Origin of the sequence: Promicromonospora sp. NPDC057138 (assembly GCF_042670845.1) — a bacterium.
Classification (GTDB): domain Bacteria; phylum Actinomycetota; class Actinomycetes; order Actinomycetales; family Cellulomonadaceae; genus Promicromonospora.
On record NZ_JBHUUX010000014.1, the window covers coordinates 85,919 to 101,321 of the forward strand.

Here is a 15,403-nt window from a genome sequence, read left to right on the forward strand (position 1 = left end):
CCGGCTGCTGGCTGCCGGTTCAGGCTCAGAACGCGGTCATCACGTGCTTGACGCGGGTGTAGTCCTCGAACCCGTACATCGACAGGTCCTTGCCGTAGCCGGAGTGCTTGAAGCCGCCGTGCGGCATCTCCGCGACGAACGGGATGTGGGTGTTGATCCACACGCAGCCGAAGTCGAGCGCGCGGGACACGCGCATCGCCGTGCCGTGGTCGGCGGTCCAGACCGAGCTCGCCAGCCCGTAGGCGACGTCGTTCGCCTTGGCTATCGCGTCGCTCTCGTCCGAGAACGTCTGGACGGTGATGACCGGGCCGAAGATCTCGGTCTGCACCGCCTCGTCGTCCTGCCGCAGGCCCGCCACGACGGTGGGCTCGTGGAAGTAGCCGGTGGTCCCGACCCGGTTGCCGCCCGCCACGACCTGCGCGTGCGCCGGCAGGCGGTCCAGGAAGCCGAGCACCCGGTCGAGCTGGTGCACGTTGTTCACGGGCCCGAAGTCGGCTGACGGGTCGTCAGGCAGGCCCGTCGTCGTCGCCCTGGCCTGCTCCGCAAGGGCCGCGGTGAAGTCCGCCGCGACCGACTCGTGCACCAGCACGCGCGAGGCCGCGGTGCAGTCCTGGCCGGCGTTGTAGAAGCCCGCGCCCGCGATGCCCTCGGCGGCGGCTGCGATATCGGCGTCGGCGAACACGACGACGGGAGCCTTGCCGCCCAGCTCGAGATGCACGCGCTTGACGTCGGACGACGCCGCCCGCGCCACCTCCATCCCCGCCCGGACCGACCCGGTGATGGCGACCATGTCGGGGCGCGCGTGCGACACCAGGGCGCGGCCGGTCTCCCGGTCGCCGCAGATCACGTTGAGGACGCCGGCCGGCACGTGCTCGTTCACGATCTCGGCCAGGAGCAGGGTGGACGCCGGGGTGGTGTCAGACGGCTTGAGCACGATGGTGTTGCCCGCGGCCAGGGCCGGGGCGATCTTCCACACGGCCATCATCAGCGGGTAGTTCCACGGCGTCACCTGCCCGACGACGCCCACGGGCTCTCGGCGGACCCACGACGTGTGCCCCGCCAGGTACTCCCCCGCCGCCTTGCCCTCCAGGATGCGGGCCGCGCCCGCGAAGAACCGGAGCTGGTCGGCGCACGGCGGCACCTCGTCGACGGCGGTCAGGTGCAGCGGCTTGCCGGTGTTGCGGCTCTCGGCGCTCACGAGCTCGGCCGCGCGGGCCTCGATCGAGTCGGCGATCCTGAGGAGGGCGAGCTGCCGCTCGGCGGGCGTGGTGTTCCGCCACTGACGGAACGCGCGGTCCGCCGCCGCGTAGGCCGCCGAGACGTCCTGCTCGCCGCTGTTCGGCGACGTCGCATAGCCCTCGCCGGTGCTCGGGTCCACGACGGTGAGCGTGCGGCCGTCGGCCGCGACGGTGCGTTCGCCGCCCACCAGGTTGAGCAGCTCGGTCCTGGCCCCTGTGCTCGATTCTGTGCCGGTCGTGATGCCCACGGCCCTCCTCGGTCTCGACGTGGTCAGGACCGTAGAGGACAGAGGTGCACTCGACGAAGGATTCCGTGTTACTCGGCGGTAAATTCCTGCGGATTCGGTTGTCGCGAGTGTTTCTCACAACGGATCGGCTTGCGCTCGGCGGTCTGGCGTGGTCAACATTCAGCCATGCCATCCCGCTCCCCAGCCGCCAGCTCCGCGCCGGTGCTCGACGACGCCGCGAAGGCGATCATCGAGCAGCTCCAGGCCGACGGCCGACGCTCGTACGCCGCCATCGCGCAGGTCGTTGGCCTGTCCGAGGCCGCGGTGCGCCAGCGCGTGCAGCGGCTCGTGGACCACGGAGTGGTGCAGATCGTCGCCGTCACCGACCCGCTCCAGGTGGGCTTCGCGCGGCAGGCGATGATCGGCATCAAGGCCAGCGGAGACATCGAGGTCCTGGCCGACGCGCTGGCCGACGTCGACGGCGTCGACTACGTGGTGATCACTGCGGGCGGTTTCGACCTGCTGGTCGAGGTGGTCTGCGAGGACGACGACCAGCTGCTGGAGATCGTCAACCGGCAGATCCGCTCGCTACCTGGTGTCCTGACTACAGAGACGTTCGTCTATCTCAAGCTCCGCAAGCAGCTCTACAACTGGGGGACCCGATGAGCCACATGTCCACGCCCGCCGCCACCTCCGTCGTCGGGCCGAACGTCACGCCGCGCGGAACCCCGCGGGACGACGCCGCCCGCCGCAACCTCTGGGGTCACTTCACGCGCCAGTCCGCGTGGGACGCGGGCGTGCCCACGCTCGTGCGCGGCGAGGGCCACCACGTCTGGGACGCCCAGGGCCGCAAGTACATCGACGGGCTCTCGGGGCTGTTCGTGGTCCAGGCCGGGCACGGCCGCCGGGCGCTCGCCGAGGCCGCGGCCAAGCAGGCGAGCGAGCTCGCCTTCTTCCCGCTGTGGTCGTTCGCGCACCCGCCGGCCATCGACCTGGCCGAGCGGCTCGCCCACCACGCCCCCGGCGACCTGAACCGCGTGTTCTTCACGACGGGCGGGTCCGAGGCCGTGGAGACGGCGTTCAAGCTGGCCAAGCAGTACTGGAAGCTGCAGGGCAAGCCGGGCAAGCACAAGGTGATCTCCCGGTCCATCGCCTACCACGGCTCCACCCACGGCGCGCTGTCCGTGACCGGCCTGCCGGGGATCAAGCAGCCGTACGAGCCCCTGGTACCGGGCGCGCACAAGGTGCCCAACACCAACATCTACCGGGCCGCCGACGACCTGCGTGACGACCCGAAGGCGTTCGGCCGCTGGGCCGCCGACCAGATCGAGACACTCATCGAGATGGAGGGCCCGGACTCGGTGGCCGCCGTCTTCCTCGAACCGGTGCAGAACGCCGGTGGCTGCTTTCCGCCGCCGCCCGGGTACTTCGAGCGGGTGCGCGAGATCTGCGACAAGTACGATGTCCTGCTGGTCTCCGACGAGGTGATCTGCGCGTTCGGGCGCATCGGGTCGATCTTCGCGTGCGACGACTTCGGCTATGTGCCCGACATGATCACGTGCGCCAAGGGCATGTCGTCGGGCTACTCCCCGATCGGCGCCTGCATCGTCAGCGACAAGATCTTCGAGCCGTTCGCCACCGGGTCCACGAGCTTCGCGCACGGGTACACGTTCGGCGGGCACCCGGTGTCGGCGGCGGTCTCCATGGCAAACCTCGACATCTTCGAGTCCGAGAACCTGACCGGGCGGGTCAAGGAGAACGCGGGGACGTTCAAGGCGACGCTCGACCGGCTGTACGACCTGCCGATCGTGGGCGACGTGCGCGGCGCCGGGTACTTCTACGGGATCGAGCTCGTCAAGGACAAGGACACCCGGGAGTCCTTCTCCGACGAGGAGGCCGAACGCCTGCTGCGCGGGTTCCTCACCCCCGCCCTGTTCGAGGCGGGCCTGTACTGCCGGGCCGACGACCGCGGCGACCCCGTGATCCAGCTCGCGCCGCCCCTGACCACGGGTCCGGCGGAGTTCGACGAGATCGAGCAGATCCTGCGGAGCGTGCTGAGCGAGGCCTGGACCAAGCTGTAGTCCGCCGGCCAGCGAGGTAGATCTCCGAGGCAGGCACAGCGCTTGTTCGGGTCTCGACAGGCTCGACCACCGGTGGTCGAGCCTGTCGAGACCGGGACACGCGCTCTACTTCGCGGAACCCTCCTTCAGGAGCTGCTCCGTCAGGTGCCAGAGGCGTTCGGCCGACTTCGGGTCGACCGAGTGCGACACGACGTCGGCCGTGACCTCCTCCGCGGTGGGGGCCGGCTGGTCGTCGTCGAGCTGCGAGACGTCGCTGTTGTTCAGGTAGAGGCCGCCCCTACCGGCCAGCAGCGGGCTGGTGGCCCCGAACACGATGGTGGCGGCGCCCTGGGCCTCGTTCTTCTTGCCGTGCTCGGGGTCGATGATCGGCTCGCCGGCCTCGTCGATCAGGCCCTGGGCACGCTGCGCCGCCACGCCCACCGCGCTGTTGAACGACGTCGTCGCGATGACGCCCGGGTGGGCCGCGAAGGCACGGATGCCCTCGTCGGCCCACCGCCGGTCCAGCTCGACCGTGAACAGCACGTTGGCGGTCTTGGACTGGGCATAGGCGAGGCCGGGGTGGTAGCCGCCGCCGGTGAAGTTCGGGTCGTCCCACAGGATGTCCGACATCCGCTGGGCGCCCGACGTCGTGGTGACCACCCGGGCGCCGTCGGCCGCCTGGAGCGCGGGGTGCAGCCCCAGGGTGAGCTGGAAGTGGCCGAGGTGGTTGGTCGCGAGCTGCGCCTCGTAGCCGCGCGCGTCCCGCACGATCTCGGCAGGCGCCGGGTAGCCGGCGTTGTTGATCAGGATGTGCAGCGGGCGGCCGGACTCCAGGTAGCGCGCGACGAAGGCGTCGATCGAGGCCGGGTCCATCAGGTCGAGCCTGCTGACCTCCACCCGCTCGATGCCGGCGACGGCGGCCGCGGCGCGCTCGGTGTCCCGCGAGCCGACGGTGACCGAGGCGCCCGCCGCGGTCAGCGCGCGCGTGGTCACCAGGCCGAGCCCGGAGTGGCCGCCGGTGACGATGATGTTCTTGCCGGTCAGGTCGATGCCGGCCAGGACGTCGTCGACCGTCGAGGCCGCCGTAAACCCGGTGCCGATGGGCTGCTGCCTGTGCGTCATGGTCAGGCGGCCGCGCGCTCGTCGGCGGGCCGACGGCGCAGTGGCGCGTGCTGGATGGCGGGCGGGTCGTACGCCATGTCGAGGCGGCTGACGTCGGTGCCCGGCGGCACGATGGCGTCGATCCGGTCGAGGATCTCGTCGCTCAGGGAAACCTCCGCGCCGGCGAGCGCGCTGTCCAGGTGCTCCATGGTCCGCGGGCCGATGATCGCGGACGTGACGCCTGGGTGGGAGATGGCGAACGCCATGGCGAGGTGGTTCAGCGGGAGCCCGGCATCCTGGGCGACGGGGATGAGCTGCTCGACGACGTCGAGGCGCTGCTCGTCGCGCAGGTGCTCGAAGCCGAACTGCGCCCGGTGGGTGTCGTTGCCCTGGCCCTTGCGGTACCGGCCGGTGAGCATGCCTCCGGCCAGCGGGCTCCAGACGAGGGTGCCCATGCCGTACTGCTGGGCGACCGGCAGGACGTCGCGCTCGATACCGCGGTTCAGGATCGAGTACGGCGGCTGCTCGGTCCGGAAGCGTTCCAGGCCGCGCCGCTCGGCGACCCACTGCGCCTCGACAATGTCGGCGGCGGGCATGGTGGACGAGCCGATGGCCCGCACCTTGCCGGAGTTGATCAGGTACGTCAGCGCCGCCAGCGTGTCCTCGACGTCCGTCTCGGGGTCGGGCCGGTGGATCTGGTAAAGATCGATGTGGTCGGTGCCCAGGCGGCGCAGGGAGTTCTCGACCTCGGTGATGATCCAGCGGCGGGAGTTGCCGCGGTGGTTGGGGTCGTCGCTCATGGGCAGGTGCACCTTGGTGGCCAGCACGACGTCGTCGCGCCGCCCCTGCAGCGCCTTGCCCACGATCTCCTCGGACTCTCCGCGGGAGTAGGCGTCGGCCGTGTCGATGAAGTTGATGCCCGCGTCGAGGGCCTTGTGGATGATCTTGATCGAGGCGTCGTGGTCTGGGTTGCCGATCGCGCCGAACATCATCGCGCCGAGCGCGTAGGGGCTGACCTTGATGCCGGTCCGGCCGAGGTTGCGGTACTGCATGGGGCCCTCCTGGGGTCGAGAGGTCTGGTGAGCGCCGCCGAGATGCCGTACTCTGGAGCTAAGCGGAACGCTCTTCCAGAACTATATGGAAAGTCATTCCGGTTAGCAAGCGATCGGAGTGAAGTGACCCAGAACACAGCCGCGCGACCGCTGCGCGCCGACGCGCAGCGCAACATCGACGCGCTGCTCGACGCCGCCAAGGCCGTCTTCGGCACGTCGGGCGTGGACGCGCCCGCGAAGGAGATCGCCGACCTGGCCGGCGTCGGCGTCGGCACGCTGTACCGGCACTTCCCCAAGCGCTCGGACCTGGTCAAGGCCGTGTTCCAGGCCGAGGTCGACGCCACCGCCGACGCCGCCCCCGCCCTGGCGGCGAAGCACGAGCCGGTCGTCGCGCTCGAGAAGTGGCTCCACAGGTACACGGAGTTCCTCGCGACCAAGCGCGGGCTCGCCTCGGCCCTGCACTCGGGCGACCCTGCGTTCGACGCCCTGCCCAGCTACTTCATCGCGCGGCTGGCGCCCGCCGTCGGCTCGCTGATCGACGCCGCGGTCGACGCCGGCGAGATCCGCGCCGTCGCCAGCCCCAAGGACCTGCTGTACGCCGTCTCCAAGCTGTGTCTGCCCATGGGCGACGAGGAGCCGAACCACGGCCGGCGCATGCTCGACCTGCTCGTCGACGGGCTGCAGTACGGGACGGGCAAGCCCTGCTCCTCGTGAACGCATCCGCCGACGCGCCACTGCCCGACGCCGTCGCGCGCACCCGCCCGCCCGGCCACCCCGTCGTCGCGCTGACGATCGCCGGGTCGGACCCCTCCGGGGGCGCCGGGGTCCAGGCCGACCTGAAGACCTTCGCGGCGCTCGGCGGTTACGGCTGCGCGGTGCTCACCGGGCTGACCGCGCAGTCCACGACCGGCGTGACGCGGGTGCTGCCGGTGCCCGCCGACATGGTGACCGCGCAGCTCGAGACGCTGTTCGCCGACGTCGCGGTGGACACCGTGAAGATCGGCATGACGACGGACGCCGCCGTCGCCCGGGCCGTCGCGGCGGCGCTGCGGGACCTGCGGTCCGCCGGGCGTGCGCCGTTCGTGGTGCTGGACCCGGTGATGGTCGCGACATCGGGCGGCCGCCTGCTGGCGCCCGACGCCGAGGCGGTGCTCCGGGACGAGCTGCTGCCCCTGGCCGACCTCGTGACGCCGAACCTGGCCGAGGCCGCCGTGCTGCTCGGCGTCGAGCAGGCGCGGGACGACGGTGAGGCGGCCGAGCAGGCTCTCGCGCTGCTGCAGCTCGGCGCAGGGTTCGCCCTGGTCAAGGGCGGGCACCTGGACTCGGCGGAGTCGATCGACCACCTGGCAGGACCGGGTCTCGGTCCGAGGCCGGGAACGGCTATCGGCCCCGAACCAGTCACCGGGCCGCACGGCGAGCGAGACGGCGTCGTCGCCCTGACCGCCCCGCGGATCCCCACGCGCAACACCCATGGGACGGGCTGCACGCTCAGCTCCGCGTGCGCCGTCCTGCGCCCGCTGCACGACGGGTGGGAGCCAGCGCTGCGCGCCGCGAAGGACTACCTCACCGAGGCTCTCCGCGCGGCAGACGGCCTCGTCATCGGCGGCACCGGGACAGTGTCAGGCCCGTGGCGCGGGCACGGCCCGGTCGACCACGGGTTCGCCATGCGCGGGGCCGTGCCAACCGACTGATCCGAGCCCCACGGAACCAAGCTTCGAGACCGGCCGTGGCCCACGAGTGCCGCAGGCCGTCCGCCTTCAGACGCTGACGATCACCGGGGTCGCAGGCCGTCCATCACGATGGCCAGAAGCGCGTCTGCCTGCTGTTCGCCGTCGGGCTCGCCTTCGGTGACGAAGGCGACGGCGTTGACGAGCTTGAGCACCTGGCCCGCAGCGACGTCGGCGCGGACGGTTCCGGCCTGCTGCGCCCGGTCGAGCAAGGCCGCAGCGGCGGCGTACATCGCCTCCCGGCACCAGGACACGTCGGAACCCTCATCGCGCAGTGCGATCATCAGCGCCGTCGCCAGGCTGCGTGACGTGCTCCCCTGCCTGGCGAGCTCCCGTAGCCAGGTCGCCAGCCCATCGTCCGGCGACGGTGCGGCGAGCAGTTCTTGAGCCCGCGAGCAGAGGGCATCGATCTGGTCGCGGTGCACGGCCTGCAGCAACGCCTCCCGGGTCGGGAAACGGCGGTAGAGAGTCGCACTCCCGACGCCGGCGTGGCGCGCGATGTCGTCCATCGGGACATCGATTCCACGCGCGGCGAAGACTTCACGAGCAGCGCTGACCAGCCGTTCGTAGTTGCGCCGGGCGTCAGCTCGGAGTGCGGGCTGGGGTGCAGGTGTGGTCATGGCGCCCTCGCTGGCTAACTGGGGAGTTTCCCCATATAGTACCAGCCATAACTGGGGGGATTCCCCAGTTATGGTGGCTCCCGGGCCCAGCAATGCCCGGCGCTCGTTCCGGAGGTAGAAGTGACCACAACGAATCCCACCGTGCTGGTGATCGGGGCCACCGGCCTGCAAGGCGGCGCCACTGCGCGCCAGCTGCTGGCCGCCGGCTGGGGGGTGCGAGCCCTCGTCCGGGACCCGGCCGGCTCCAAGGCTCAAGCTCTGGTGAGGGCTGGCGCCGAGGCGGTCTCGGGCAACATGGGCGACCGTGCCTCCCTCGACGCGGCGATGCAGGGCGTGCACGGGGTATTCAGCGTTCAGCCCACCACCGGCTACCCCGGCACTCCGCCCACCTTCACTGTCGAGGACGAGATCCGGCTGGGTGTGAATGTCGCCGAAGCGGCAAACGACGCCGCCGTCCGGCACTTCGTCTACACCTCGGTGGCCGGCGCCGAGCGCTCACCGGGCATCCGCCGCTGGGAGAGCAAGTGGCAGATCGAGGGGCGCATCGGCGCCCTGGGCCTGCCCGCCACCATCCTGCGTCCCGTCCGGTTCATGGAAAACCAGTCCGACCCGACCATGGGGGTGCGCGATGGCGTTCTGACCGATGTCATCAAGCCGGAGGTGCCCGTCCAAGTCATCTCGGGCACCGATATCGGCGCCTTCGCGGCCCTGGCATTCACCAACCCTGACCAGTACATCGGCCAGGCGCTCGAGATCGCCGGCGATGAGCTGACGCTCCCGCAGATCGTCGATGCGATCGGCCGCACCACCGGAGCTGCCATCACCTATCGGGCGATCCCGCGAGAGGCTCTCGCGGGACTCGACCCGGACGCCCGCGCCGGCTACGACTTCGCCAATCACAGGGGCGGCTGGCGGGCCGACATCCCCAAGCTGCGAAGCCTGCACCCGGCTCTGATGGACTTCGACACCTGGCTGCGCAAGGAGGGCAAGGGGCAGTTCGACGCTCTGTTCGGCAACCAGGCCTAGACGGACTTGAGGAGCTCCGCGGCGCGGGCGCGGGCCCAGGCGTCCGCCTCCAGCACACCCTCGACCGAGCTCGCATCGCCCGCGGCCGTCGTCGCATGGGCCTCCACGACGGCGGCCACCGTGTCGACGATGTCGAGAAAGCCGATGGCGCCGTCGTGGAAGGCGTCCACGCACACCTCGTTCGCAGCGTTGTAGACGGCGGGGTGCGTCCCGCCGGCCTCGCCGACCTGACGGGCGAGGCGGACGGCGGGGAAGGCGTCGTCGTCCAGGGGCGCGAACTCCCAGGTGGCGGCCGTGGTCCAGTCGATCGCCACGTCGACGTCGGGCAGGCGATCGGGCCAGGACAGGCCGAGCGCGATCGGCACGAGCATCCGCGGCGGCCCGGCCTGCGCGATGGTGGAGCCGTCCACGAACTCGACCATCGAGTGGATCATCTGCTGCGGGTGCACCACGACGTCGATGGCGCTGAACGGCACGTCGAACAGCAGGTGCGCCTCGATCACCTCCAGCCCCTTGTTCACCAGGGTCGCGGAGTTCGTCGTGATCACGCGGCCCATCGAGAAGTTGGGGTGCCGCAGGGCCTGCGCCGGCGTCACGTCCCGCAGCTCGGCACGCGAGCGGCCGCGGAACGGCCCGCCGCTCGCGGTCACGACCAGCTTGCGGACCTCGGACGGCGCCCCCGAGCGCAGCGACTGCGCGATCGCGGAGTGCTCCGAGTCCACCGGCACGATCTGCCCCTCGTGCCGCACCGCCGCCTTGACCAGAGCGCCGCCGACCACCAGCGACTCCTTGTTCGCGAGCGCCAGCGTCGAGCCGGCCGCGAGCGCGGCGAGGGTGGGGCGCAGGCCCACCGACCCGGTGATGCCGTTGAGCACGACGTCGCTCCCCCGGCCGGCCAGCTCGGTCGCGGCGCCGGGCCCGGCGAGCACCTCGACGCCGTCGGCCCCCGCCTCCCGGAGCAGGTCCAGCAGCGCGGGGCGCGCGGCGTCGTCGGCCACCGCGACGGCGCGGACGCCGAGGGCGGCCGCCTGGCCGGCGAGCGCGGGCAGGTCGGAGCCGCCGGCGGACAGCGCGTCGACGCGGAACCGGTCGGGGTTGCGTCCGATGACGTCGATGGCCTGAGTGCCGATGGAGCCGGTGGAGCCGAGGAGGGTGACGCTTCGCATGGTGCCCATCCTCGCAGCCCTCGGCGTCAGCCCTCGCCGGACTGCTCGGACCGGCCAGCCTCGGCACGGCTGACGTCCCCGCGGCCACCCTCCCCACGGCCCCGCCCGAAGATCCGCCAGCCCCGGACCACCCCGAGCGGGTCAGGAGCGGGCTCCCCCGGGGCCTCCCAGCCGGCGTCGTTGTCGAGCGGGACCACGTGCAGGCCGAAGTCCGCCAGGATCACCGGGATCGCGCGGATCGCCGCGCGGTCCTTCTCGCGGTCCGGCTCGGACAGCTCCTCCCAGGGGCGCAGGTCGGGGTGCAGGCGGCGGACGTCGTCCCGCTCGGGCCCGTAGGTCCAGCCGGCGGCGAGCTTCTCGGCCATCCAGCGCTCGTGCTCGTCCACGGCCCGCGCGTCGACCACGGGTTCGGGGATGCGGCCGTGCTCGACGTCGCGGGCGGGCGCGACGGTGCAGCCCATCTGGCGGAGCCGGTCGGGGATGGCGCGCACCTGGGCGCGGTTGGCGGCCCGCAGGTCGTCCGACAGCTCCGGCCACGAGACCATGGCGGGCGTGCTCTGCCAGGCCACGCCGCGAGCGCGCTGGTTGCGCAGGTAGGTCAGGTGCGCCGAGACGGCCATGAGGTCGTAGACGTCGTCGTGCACCAGGACGCCGGGCGCGGTCGCCCGGCGCAGCAGCCTGCCCGGTTCGACGACGTCGAGCCGCCCGCCGAGGTCGTCGAGGATCGCGCCGTCGTGGGTGCCGAACAGGCCGCCGAGCCCCGCGAGGCGGTTGAGGCGGAGCACGACGGCGCCCTCGCTCGCGCGCCAGAGATCGCTGTCGCGCAGGGCGTGGAGGAGGGCGTCGCCGTCGTCGTCGTGGCACACGTAGACGCGCTGGGGCGTGCCGATGGCGCGGACCTCGGCGAACGTCTCCACCGGGACGAGCCGGCAGGCCGCGCGGACGGCAGGCCACCGGGCGCGCAGCGTCCGGGCGGCGTCCTGCGCGCCGGGCCCGACCAGGGTCACCGTGAGAGGCTCGCCGCCCGACGCGATCTCGACGCTCCGCAGGCGGGCGAAGGCGACCACGAGCGCCCTGCCGAACGTGTCGTGCCCGACGACGGAGATGTGCGGGGCGTCGCCGCGGGCCACCGTCTGGTCGCGCCGGGCCAGGGAGCGGGCGACGAGCTCGCCGAGGGTGAAGAAGTCCACGCCCGGCTGCGGGTGGCTCAGGTGCCGGGCCTGCAGGGCCAGCGCGAGCTCGGGGTCGCTGACGTGGGCGTTCAGCCGCAGGCCGGGCTGGTCGGGGTACCGGTCCGCGCGTTTGGCCACGGCCACGGTCAGGACGTTGACGCCGGGCTCGTCGTCCTCGGCCTCGCAGGCGTAGAGGACGGCGGCCCCCGCCACCCCGGCGCTGCGCAGCGACTCGGCGTCGCCCCTGGTGGTCCGCGAGACGAGCGCGCCCCGCGCGGCCAGCGCCTCGGCGATGAGGTCGGCGACCGGCGTGCGGCCGACGACTATCGCGTGCCCGCGCATCCGGCGGGTGCGCATCAGTACGAACTGGTCGGCGAACAGGGAGCGCACGGCCTCGAACACCGCGTAGCCGGTGGCGACCGGGGCGAGGAAGCGCGCCGCCTGGAGCTGCCACGGGAGGTCGCCGCCCTCGTTGGTGGCCTCCGCGCCGAGCACGAAGAGCTGGACGGAGTAGTAGACGACGTCCCACCCGGTGGTGCCCCAGGCGAAGTCCGGGGAGGTCCGGTAGAGCCAGAAGCCCCACAGGCCCAGCCCGAACGCCACGCCGAACAGCGCGGCGAAGCCCGCGCGGACCCATGACCGGCGCACGCGCAGCCGCCGTGGCCCGCCACGGGGTGCCATCAGCTCCGGTGCCGCCATCTCACGCCTTCCTCGTCGACCCGCGAGCCTACCTGTACGGTGCATCTCGCACTGAATGTCGCTAGCGTCATGACCTGCGGCGACACTACACACCGGGGAGCTGTTCCTCCCCGGTCCGCGACATTCGCCGAGGAAAGGCTGCGGGCAAGGATGACCGACCGGAGAGTCCGTTCCCTGCTGCCCAATGCCCGAGCGCACGTGGCGCCGCGCACCGACCGGTACGACGGGTTCCTCTCCTACAGCCGCGACTCCGACGGCGAGTTCGCGCCGGCGTTCCACGCGCAGCTCCTCGAGTTCGACCGGCGCGACGACGTGCCCCACCTCAACATCTTTCTCGACCGGACCGGCCTGGCGAACAACCCCAGCCTGTGGGACGCCATCGAGCGCAAGCTGGAGCGCTCGGACTACCTGATCCTGTTCGCCTCCGAGGGCGCGGCCAGCTCCCACTACGTGGCCAAGGAGGTGGCGTGGTGGCTCGACCACCGCGAGCCCGAGACGCTCCTCGTCGCGCTGACCAGCGGAAAGATCGTCTGGGACCAGACGGCGAACAAGATCGACACGATCAGCACCACCGCGCTGCCCGCGCCGCTCGCCGAGCGGATCGACCACGAGCCCAAGTGGACCGACCTGACCCGGCTGCGCCAGCGGCGGTTCTGGCGGCACCACCCGGACCGGCCCACCGCGCTCGCCGAGCTGGTGGCACCGCTGCGCGGCGCGGACGTCAGCACCGAGGAGATCCTCAGCGCGCACATCGCCCGCCAGAGCTCGGCGGGCCTGCGCAACCGGCTGGTGAGCGTCCTCCTCGCGGTCCTGCTGATCGTTGCCATCGGCGCCTTCGGGTACGCCCAGCGGCAGGCGACCCGGGCGAACGACGCGGTGAACGCGAACGCTGCCCACCTGCTCGGCGCGACGTCGCACGTGGTGTACCAGGACGATCCGGCGACGGCGCAGCTGCTGGCCGTCGAGGCGGTCCACCGGCTGCGCGACGGGCAGACCCGCACCGCGCTGTTCAACGCCGTCACGGCGAACGAGCCCGCCGACCCGTACCTGCTGCGGACCGTGGACGTGCCCGAGGAGACCGGGCTCGCCGACGTCGCCGCGACCAGCACCGGCATCGTCGGCCGGACCGACACCGGCGACCTGGTGCGGTGGAATCCCGACGACGGCGCTCCCGCCGTCCTGCGCGGCGACCGCACCCCGTTCGGGACGGTCACCGTCCCCGGCCGGGCGGGACCCGCGCTGGCCGGGAGCGCGGACGGCACGGTGGTCGCCGCGGTGGACGACCTCGGCGTGACGCTCGGCAGGTTCGGGCCGCTGCCCGAGGGCGGCACGAGCCGCCAGACGCACCTCGACCTGCCGGGCACGACGGCGGTGGCGGTCACGCCGGAGGGCGACACGCTGCTCGTCGCGTGGCGCGACGAGGTGACGGGGAAGAGCCGGATCGGCAGCATCAACCTCGCAGGCCGGGACCTGGCGCTCCTGGAGTCCGACGACGGCCCCGAGCGCTCCCCCGAGCAGCAATTGGCGTTTGGCACCACATCGGCCTCGGACCTGTCGGTCACGTCCCTCGCGGTCGGCTCCAGCCGCACCGTAGCCGTGGCGGACGCCGCGGCGGGCACGCTCGAGATCCGCAGCCTGGACAGCCTGGAGCTGACCAAGGCCGGCCCGGTCGCCCTGCCCGACGGCGCCGTCCCGTCGCCGTCGCTCGACGACTGGGCGACCCTGAGCGCCGCCCCGGACAGCACGACGGTGACCGTGCACCACTGGGCCGACGGCTCGGTGCGCACGGCGGACTGCCCGGTCCCGCGCGCCTGGTCGAACCCCGCGATCGTGGCCATCGACGACGCCACCACGCGCGCCCTGGTGGCCACCGACGACGGGCTGGTGGCGTGCGATATCTCCGGCGACGCCGACGCGCACCGCACGTGGCACCTGTCGGGCATCCGGCGCACCGGCCCGCCCGTGCTGGTCGGCGACGGGCGTATAGCGGCGGCGTCGAACGGCCGGATCGCGCTGTGGAGCACCGCGGGCACGCGCGGGGACGTGCCGCTGCCGAGCGCGGCGGGCGCGGCGGCGGAGGCCGCGGAGGGGGCGCCCGCGGGGGGTGCGGCGTCCGCCGGGGATGCGGCGTCCGCCGGAGAGGGCGAGGCGGGGTCGAGCCCGTCGAGCCCCGGCCCGACGGCGGTCCTGGCCACCTTCCGGGACGGGTCGGCGCCGGAGGCGAGCACCGCCGCGTCGTGGTCGGACGGCACCGTCACGATCCACGGACTCGGCACGGTGACCCTGCCCGCCGACAGCCCCGACGCGGGGCAGCCGCTTCTCCCGGTGTGGCTGGACCGGGACCGGCTCCTGCTCATCACCCCGGACGGCGACGCCTACCGGACGCAGGGCGGGACCACCGCGGGGTACGAGGCGGGCTTCCGCGACCTCGTCGCGGCCGGCCTCGACCGGGGCGACCGGGACGCCACCGCCGGGCAGGACGACCCGGACGACCCGACGTGCGGCACGATCGTCAGTGCCCAGCGCACGCGGGACGACGTCCTGCTGGTCGACGCGTGCTCCGGGCTCCACCTGCTGGACGCCGGGCTCCAGGAGCGGGCCGTGTACGTGCCCGGCCCGCTGGGCAGCACGCCGCGGCTCGCGGACGCGTGGGCGGAGCCCGGCCGGGTCGCTGTCGCCGACGACGGGAGCCACGTCGCCGTCGCGCCCCGCGACTTCTCGCTGCGGGTCGCCGACCTGGCGGCCGCGGCACGGGGAGAGACCGACGTCTGGACCGTGCGGGGCAGCAGCGTGGCGCAGGTGCACATGATCGGAGCGCGCAGCAGCACCGAGGACACGGCCCTGCCGGACCAGCTCGTCACGCTCGGGCTGGACTCGACGGTACGGCTGCGCAGCGTCGCCGGCCCGGGCGAGCCCGAAGGGCTGGACCTCACGGGTACGTACGGCGACGTCATGGCGGTGCTGCCGGGCCCGGACCTGGTGGCACGGAACGAGGGCACGGCCCTGGCGTTCTTCGACATCGAGACCGGCCAGAAGGTCGGCGAGCTCGCGACCCGGCTCTACTCGCCCGGCGGCCAGGTGGCGGCGAGCGACGTGCACGCCGCCGACGGCCAGCTCCTCGTGGTGCAGGACCACGGCGTCACCACGGGCTGGACCTTCTCGGACGACCAGATGATCGCCCGCGCCTGCGCGATGGCCGGCCGCCAGCCGACCCCGGCCGACATGCCGGACGGCGTCACCCTTTCGCCGGACCCGGTCTGCCGGGGTATGCCGAAGTAGAGCGCCTGTCCGAGTCTCCCGTGGTGACCACGGGAG

At 72.6% G+C, this 15,403-nt stretch carries 12 protein-coding genes; 6 read left to right on the forward strand and 6 right to left on the reverse strand.

Going from position 1 to position 15,403, the window contains the following annotated elements; all coding sequences use genetic code 11:
* Window positions 1–25: 25 nt before the first annotated feature.
* Window positions 26–1,486 carry an aminobutyraldehyde dehydrogenase gene (locus ACFT2C_RS11245; RefSeq protein ID WP_377207136.1) on the reverse strand — a complete coding sequence of 487 codons (1,461 nt, stop codon included), beginning with the start codon at window positions 1,484–1,486 and terminating at the stop codon, window positions 26–28.
* A gap of 165 nt (window positions 1,487–1,651) precedes the next feature.
* On the opposite strand from ACFT2C_RS11245, the gene ACFT2C_RS11250 reads away from it, so the two are divergent.
* Window positions 1,652–2,131, forward strand: coding sequence for an Lrp/AsnC family transcriptional regulator (locus tag ACFT2C_RS11250; RefSeq protein ID WP_377207137.1), 480 nt, complete (start codon window positions 1,652–1,654; stop codon window positions 2,129–2,131).
* Window positions 2,132–2,136: 5 nt separating this feature from the next.
* Window positions 2,137–3,546 carry an aspartate aminotransferase family protein gene (locus tag ACFT2C_RS11255; protein ID WP_377207138.1) on the forward strand — a complete coding sequence of 470 codons (1,410 nt, stop codon included), beginning with the start codon at window positions 2,137–2,139 and terminating at the stop codon, window positions 3,544–3,546.
* Between the two features lie 105 nt (window positions 3,547–3,651).
* Here ACFT2C_RS11255 and ACFT2C_RS11260 read toward each other — a convergent pair whose 3' ends face one another.
* Entirely contained in the window at window positions 3,652–4,647 is a 996-nt protein-coding gene (locus tag ACFT2C_RS11260) for an SDR family NAD(P)-dependent oxidoreductase (RefSeq protein WP_377207139.1), read from the reverse strand.
* 2 nt (window positions 4,648–4,649) lie between these two features.
* A complete protein-coding gene (locus tag ACFT2C_RS11265; protein WP_377207140.1) occupies window positions 4,650–5,678 on the reverse strand; it encodes an aldo/keto reductase in 1,029 nt (342 codons plus the stop codon).
* A gap of 123 nt (window positions 5,679–5,801) precedes the next feature.
* Between ACFT2C_RS11265 and ACFT2C_RS11270 the strand changes: the two genes are divergently transcribed.
* Window positions 5,802–6,392, forward strand: coding sequence for a TetR/AcrR family transcriptional regulator (locus tag ACFT2C_RS11270; protein ID WP_377207141.1), 591 nt, complete (start codon window positions 5,802–5,804; stop codon window positions 6,390–6,392).
* Window positions 6,389–7,369, forward strand: coding sequence for a hydroxymethylpyrimidine/phosphomethylpyrimidine kinase (locus ACFT2C_RS11275; RefSeq protein ID WP_377207142.1), 981 nt, complete (start codon window positions 6,389–6,391; stop codon window positions 7,367–7,369). The genes ACFT2C_RS11270 and ACFT2C_RS11275 overlap by 4 nt, the downstream gene beginning before the upstream one ends.
* Window positions 7,370–7,449: 80 nt before the next feature.
* Here ACFT2C_RS11275 and ACFT2C_RS11280 read toward each other — a convergent pair whose 3' ends face one another.
* Window positions 7,450–8,025, reverse strand: a complete 576-nt coding sequence (locus ACFT2C_RS11280) for a TetR/AcrR family transcriptional regulator (protein WP_377207143.1) — start codon at window positions 8,023–8,025, stop codon at window positions 7,450–7,452.
* A 141-nt stretch (window positions 8,026–8,166) separates the two neighbouring features.
* Between ACFT2C_RS11280 and ACFT2C_RS11285 the strand changes: the two genes are divergently transcribed.
* Complete coding sequence (locus tag ACFT2C_RS11285) at window positions 8,167–9,051, forward strand: NmrA/HSCARG family protein (protein ID WP_377207144.1); 885 nt, start codon at window positions 8,167–8,169, stop codon at window positions 9,049–9,051.
* Here the strand turns inward: ACFT2C_RS11285 and dxr are convergent.
* Complete coding sequence (gene dxr / locus ACFT2C_RS11290) at window positions 9,048–10,217, reverse strand: 1-deoxy-D-xylulose-5-phosphate reductoisomerase (protein ID WP_377207145.1); 1,170 nt, start codon at window positions 10,215–10,217, stop codon at window positions 9,048–9,050. The two genes, ACFT2C_RS11285 and dxr, sit on opposite strands and share 4 nt — an antisense overlap.
* A 26-nt stretch (window positions 10,218–10,243) precedes the next feature.
* Complete coding sequence (locus ACFT2C_RS11295; RefSeq protein WP_377207146.1) at window positions 10,244–12,088, reverse strand: RyR domain-containing protein; 1,845 nt, start codon at window positions 12,086–12,088, stop codon at window positions 10,244–10,246.
* A 150-nt stretch (window positions 12,089–12,238) separates the two neighbouring features.
* On the opposite strand from ACFT2C_RS11295, the gene ACFT2C_RS11300 reads away from it, so the two are divergent.
* Window positions 12,239–15,367, forward strand: a complete 3,129-nt coding sequence (locus ACFT2C_RS11300) for a hypothetical protein (protein ID WP_377207147.1) — start codon at window positions 12,239–12,241, stop codon at window positions 15,365–15,367.
* Window positions 15,368–15,403 lie beyond the last annotated feature (36 nt).

What these genes read in the sequence shown, in the direction of transcription:
- dxr (WP_377207145.1), bottom strand. Translation starts at nt 10,217, where the DNA reads ATGCGAAGCGTCACCCTCCTCGGCTCCACCGGCTCCATCGGCACTCAG.
- ACFT2C_RS11295 (WP_377207146.1), bottom strand. Translation starts at nt 12,088, where the DNA reads ATGGCGGCACCGGAGCTGATGGCACCCCGTGGCGGGCCACGGCGGCTG.
- ACFT2C_RS11280 (WP_377207143.1), bottom strand. Translation starts at nt 8,025, where the DNA reads ATGACCACACCTGCACCCCAGCCCGCACTCCGAGCTGACGCCCGGCGC.
- ACFT2C_RS11300 (WP_377207147.1), top strand. Translation starts at nt 12,239, where the DNA reads ATGACCGACCGGAGAGTCCGTTCCCTGCTGCCCAATGCCCGAGCGCAC.
- ACFT2C_RS11265 (WP_377207140.1), bottom strand. Translation starts at nt 5,678, where the DNA reads ATGCAGTACCGCAACCTCGGCCGGACCGGCATCAAGGTCAGCCCCTAC.
- ACFT2C_RS11250 (WP_377207137.1), top strand. Translation starts at nt 1,652, where the DNA reads ATGCCATCCCGCTCCCCAGCCGCCAGCTCCGCGCCGGTGCTCGACGAC.
- ACFT2C_RS11255 (WP_377207138.1), top strand. Translation starts at nt 2,137, where the DNA reads ATGTCCACGCCCGCCGCCACCTCCGTCGTCGGGCCGAACGTCACGCCG.
- ACFT2C_RS11260 (WP_377207139.1), bottom strand. Translation starts at nt 4,647, where the DNA reads ATGACGCACAGGCAGCAGCCCATCGGCACCGGGTTTACGGCGGCCTCG.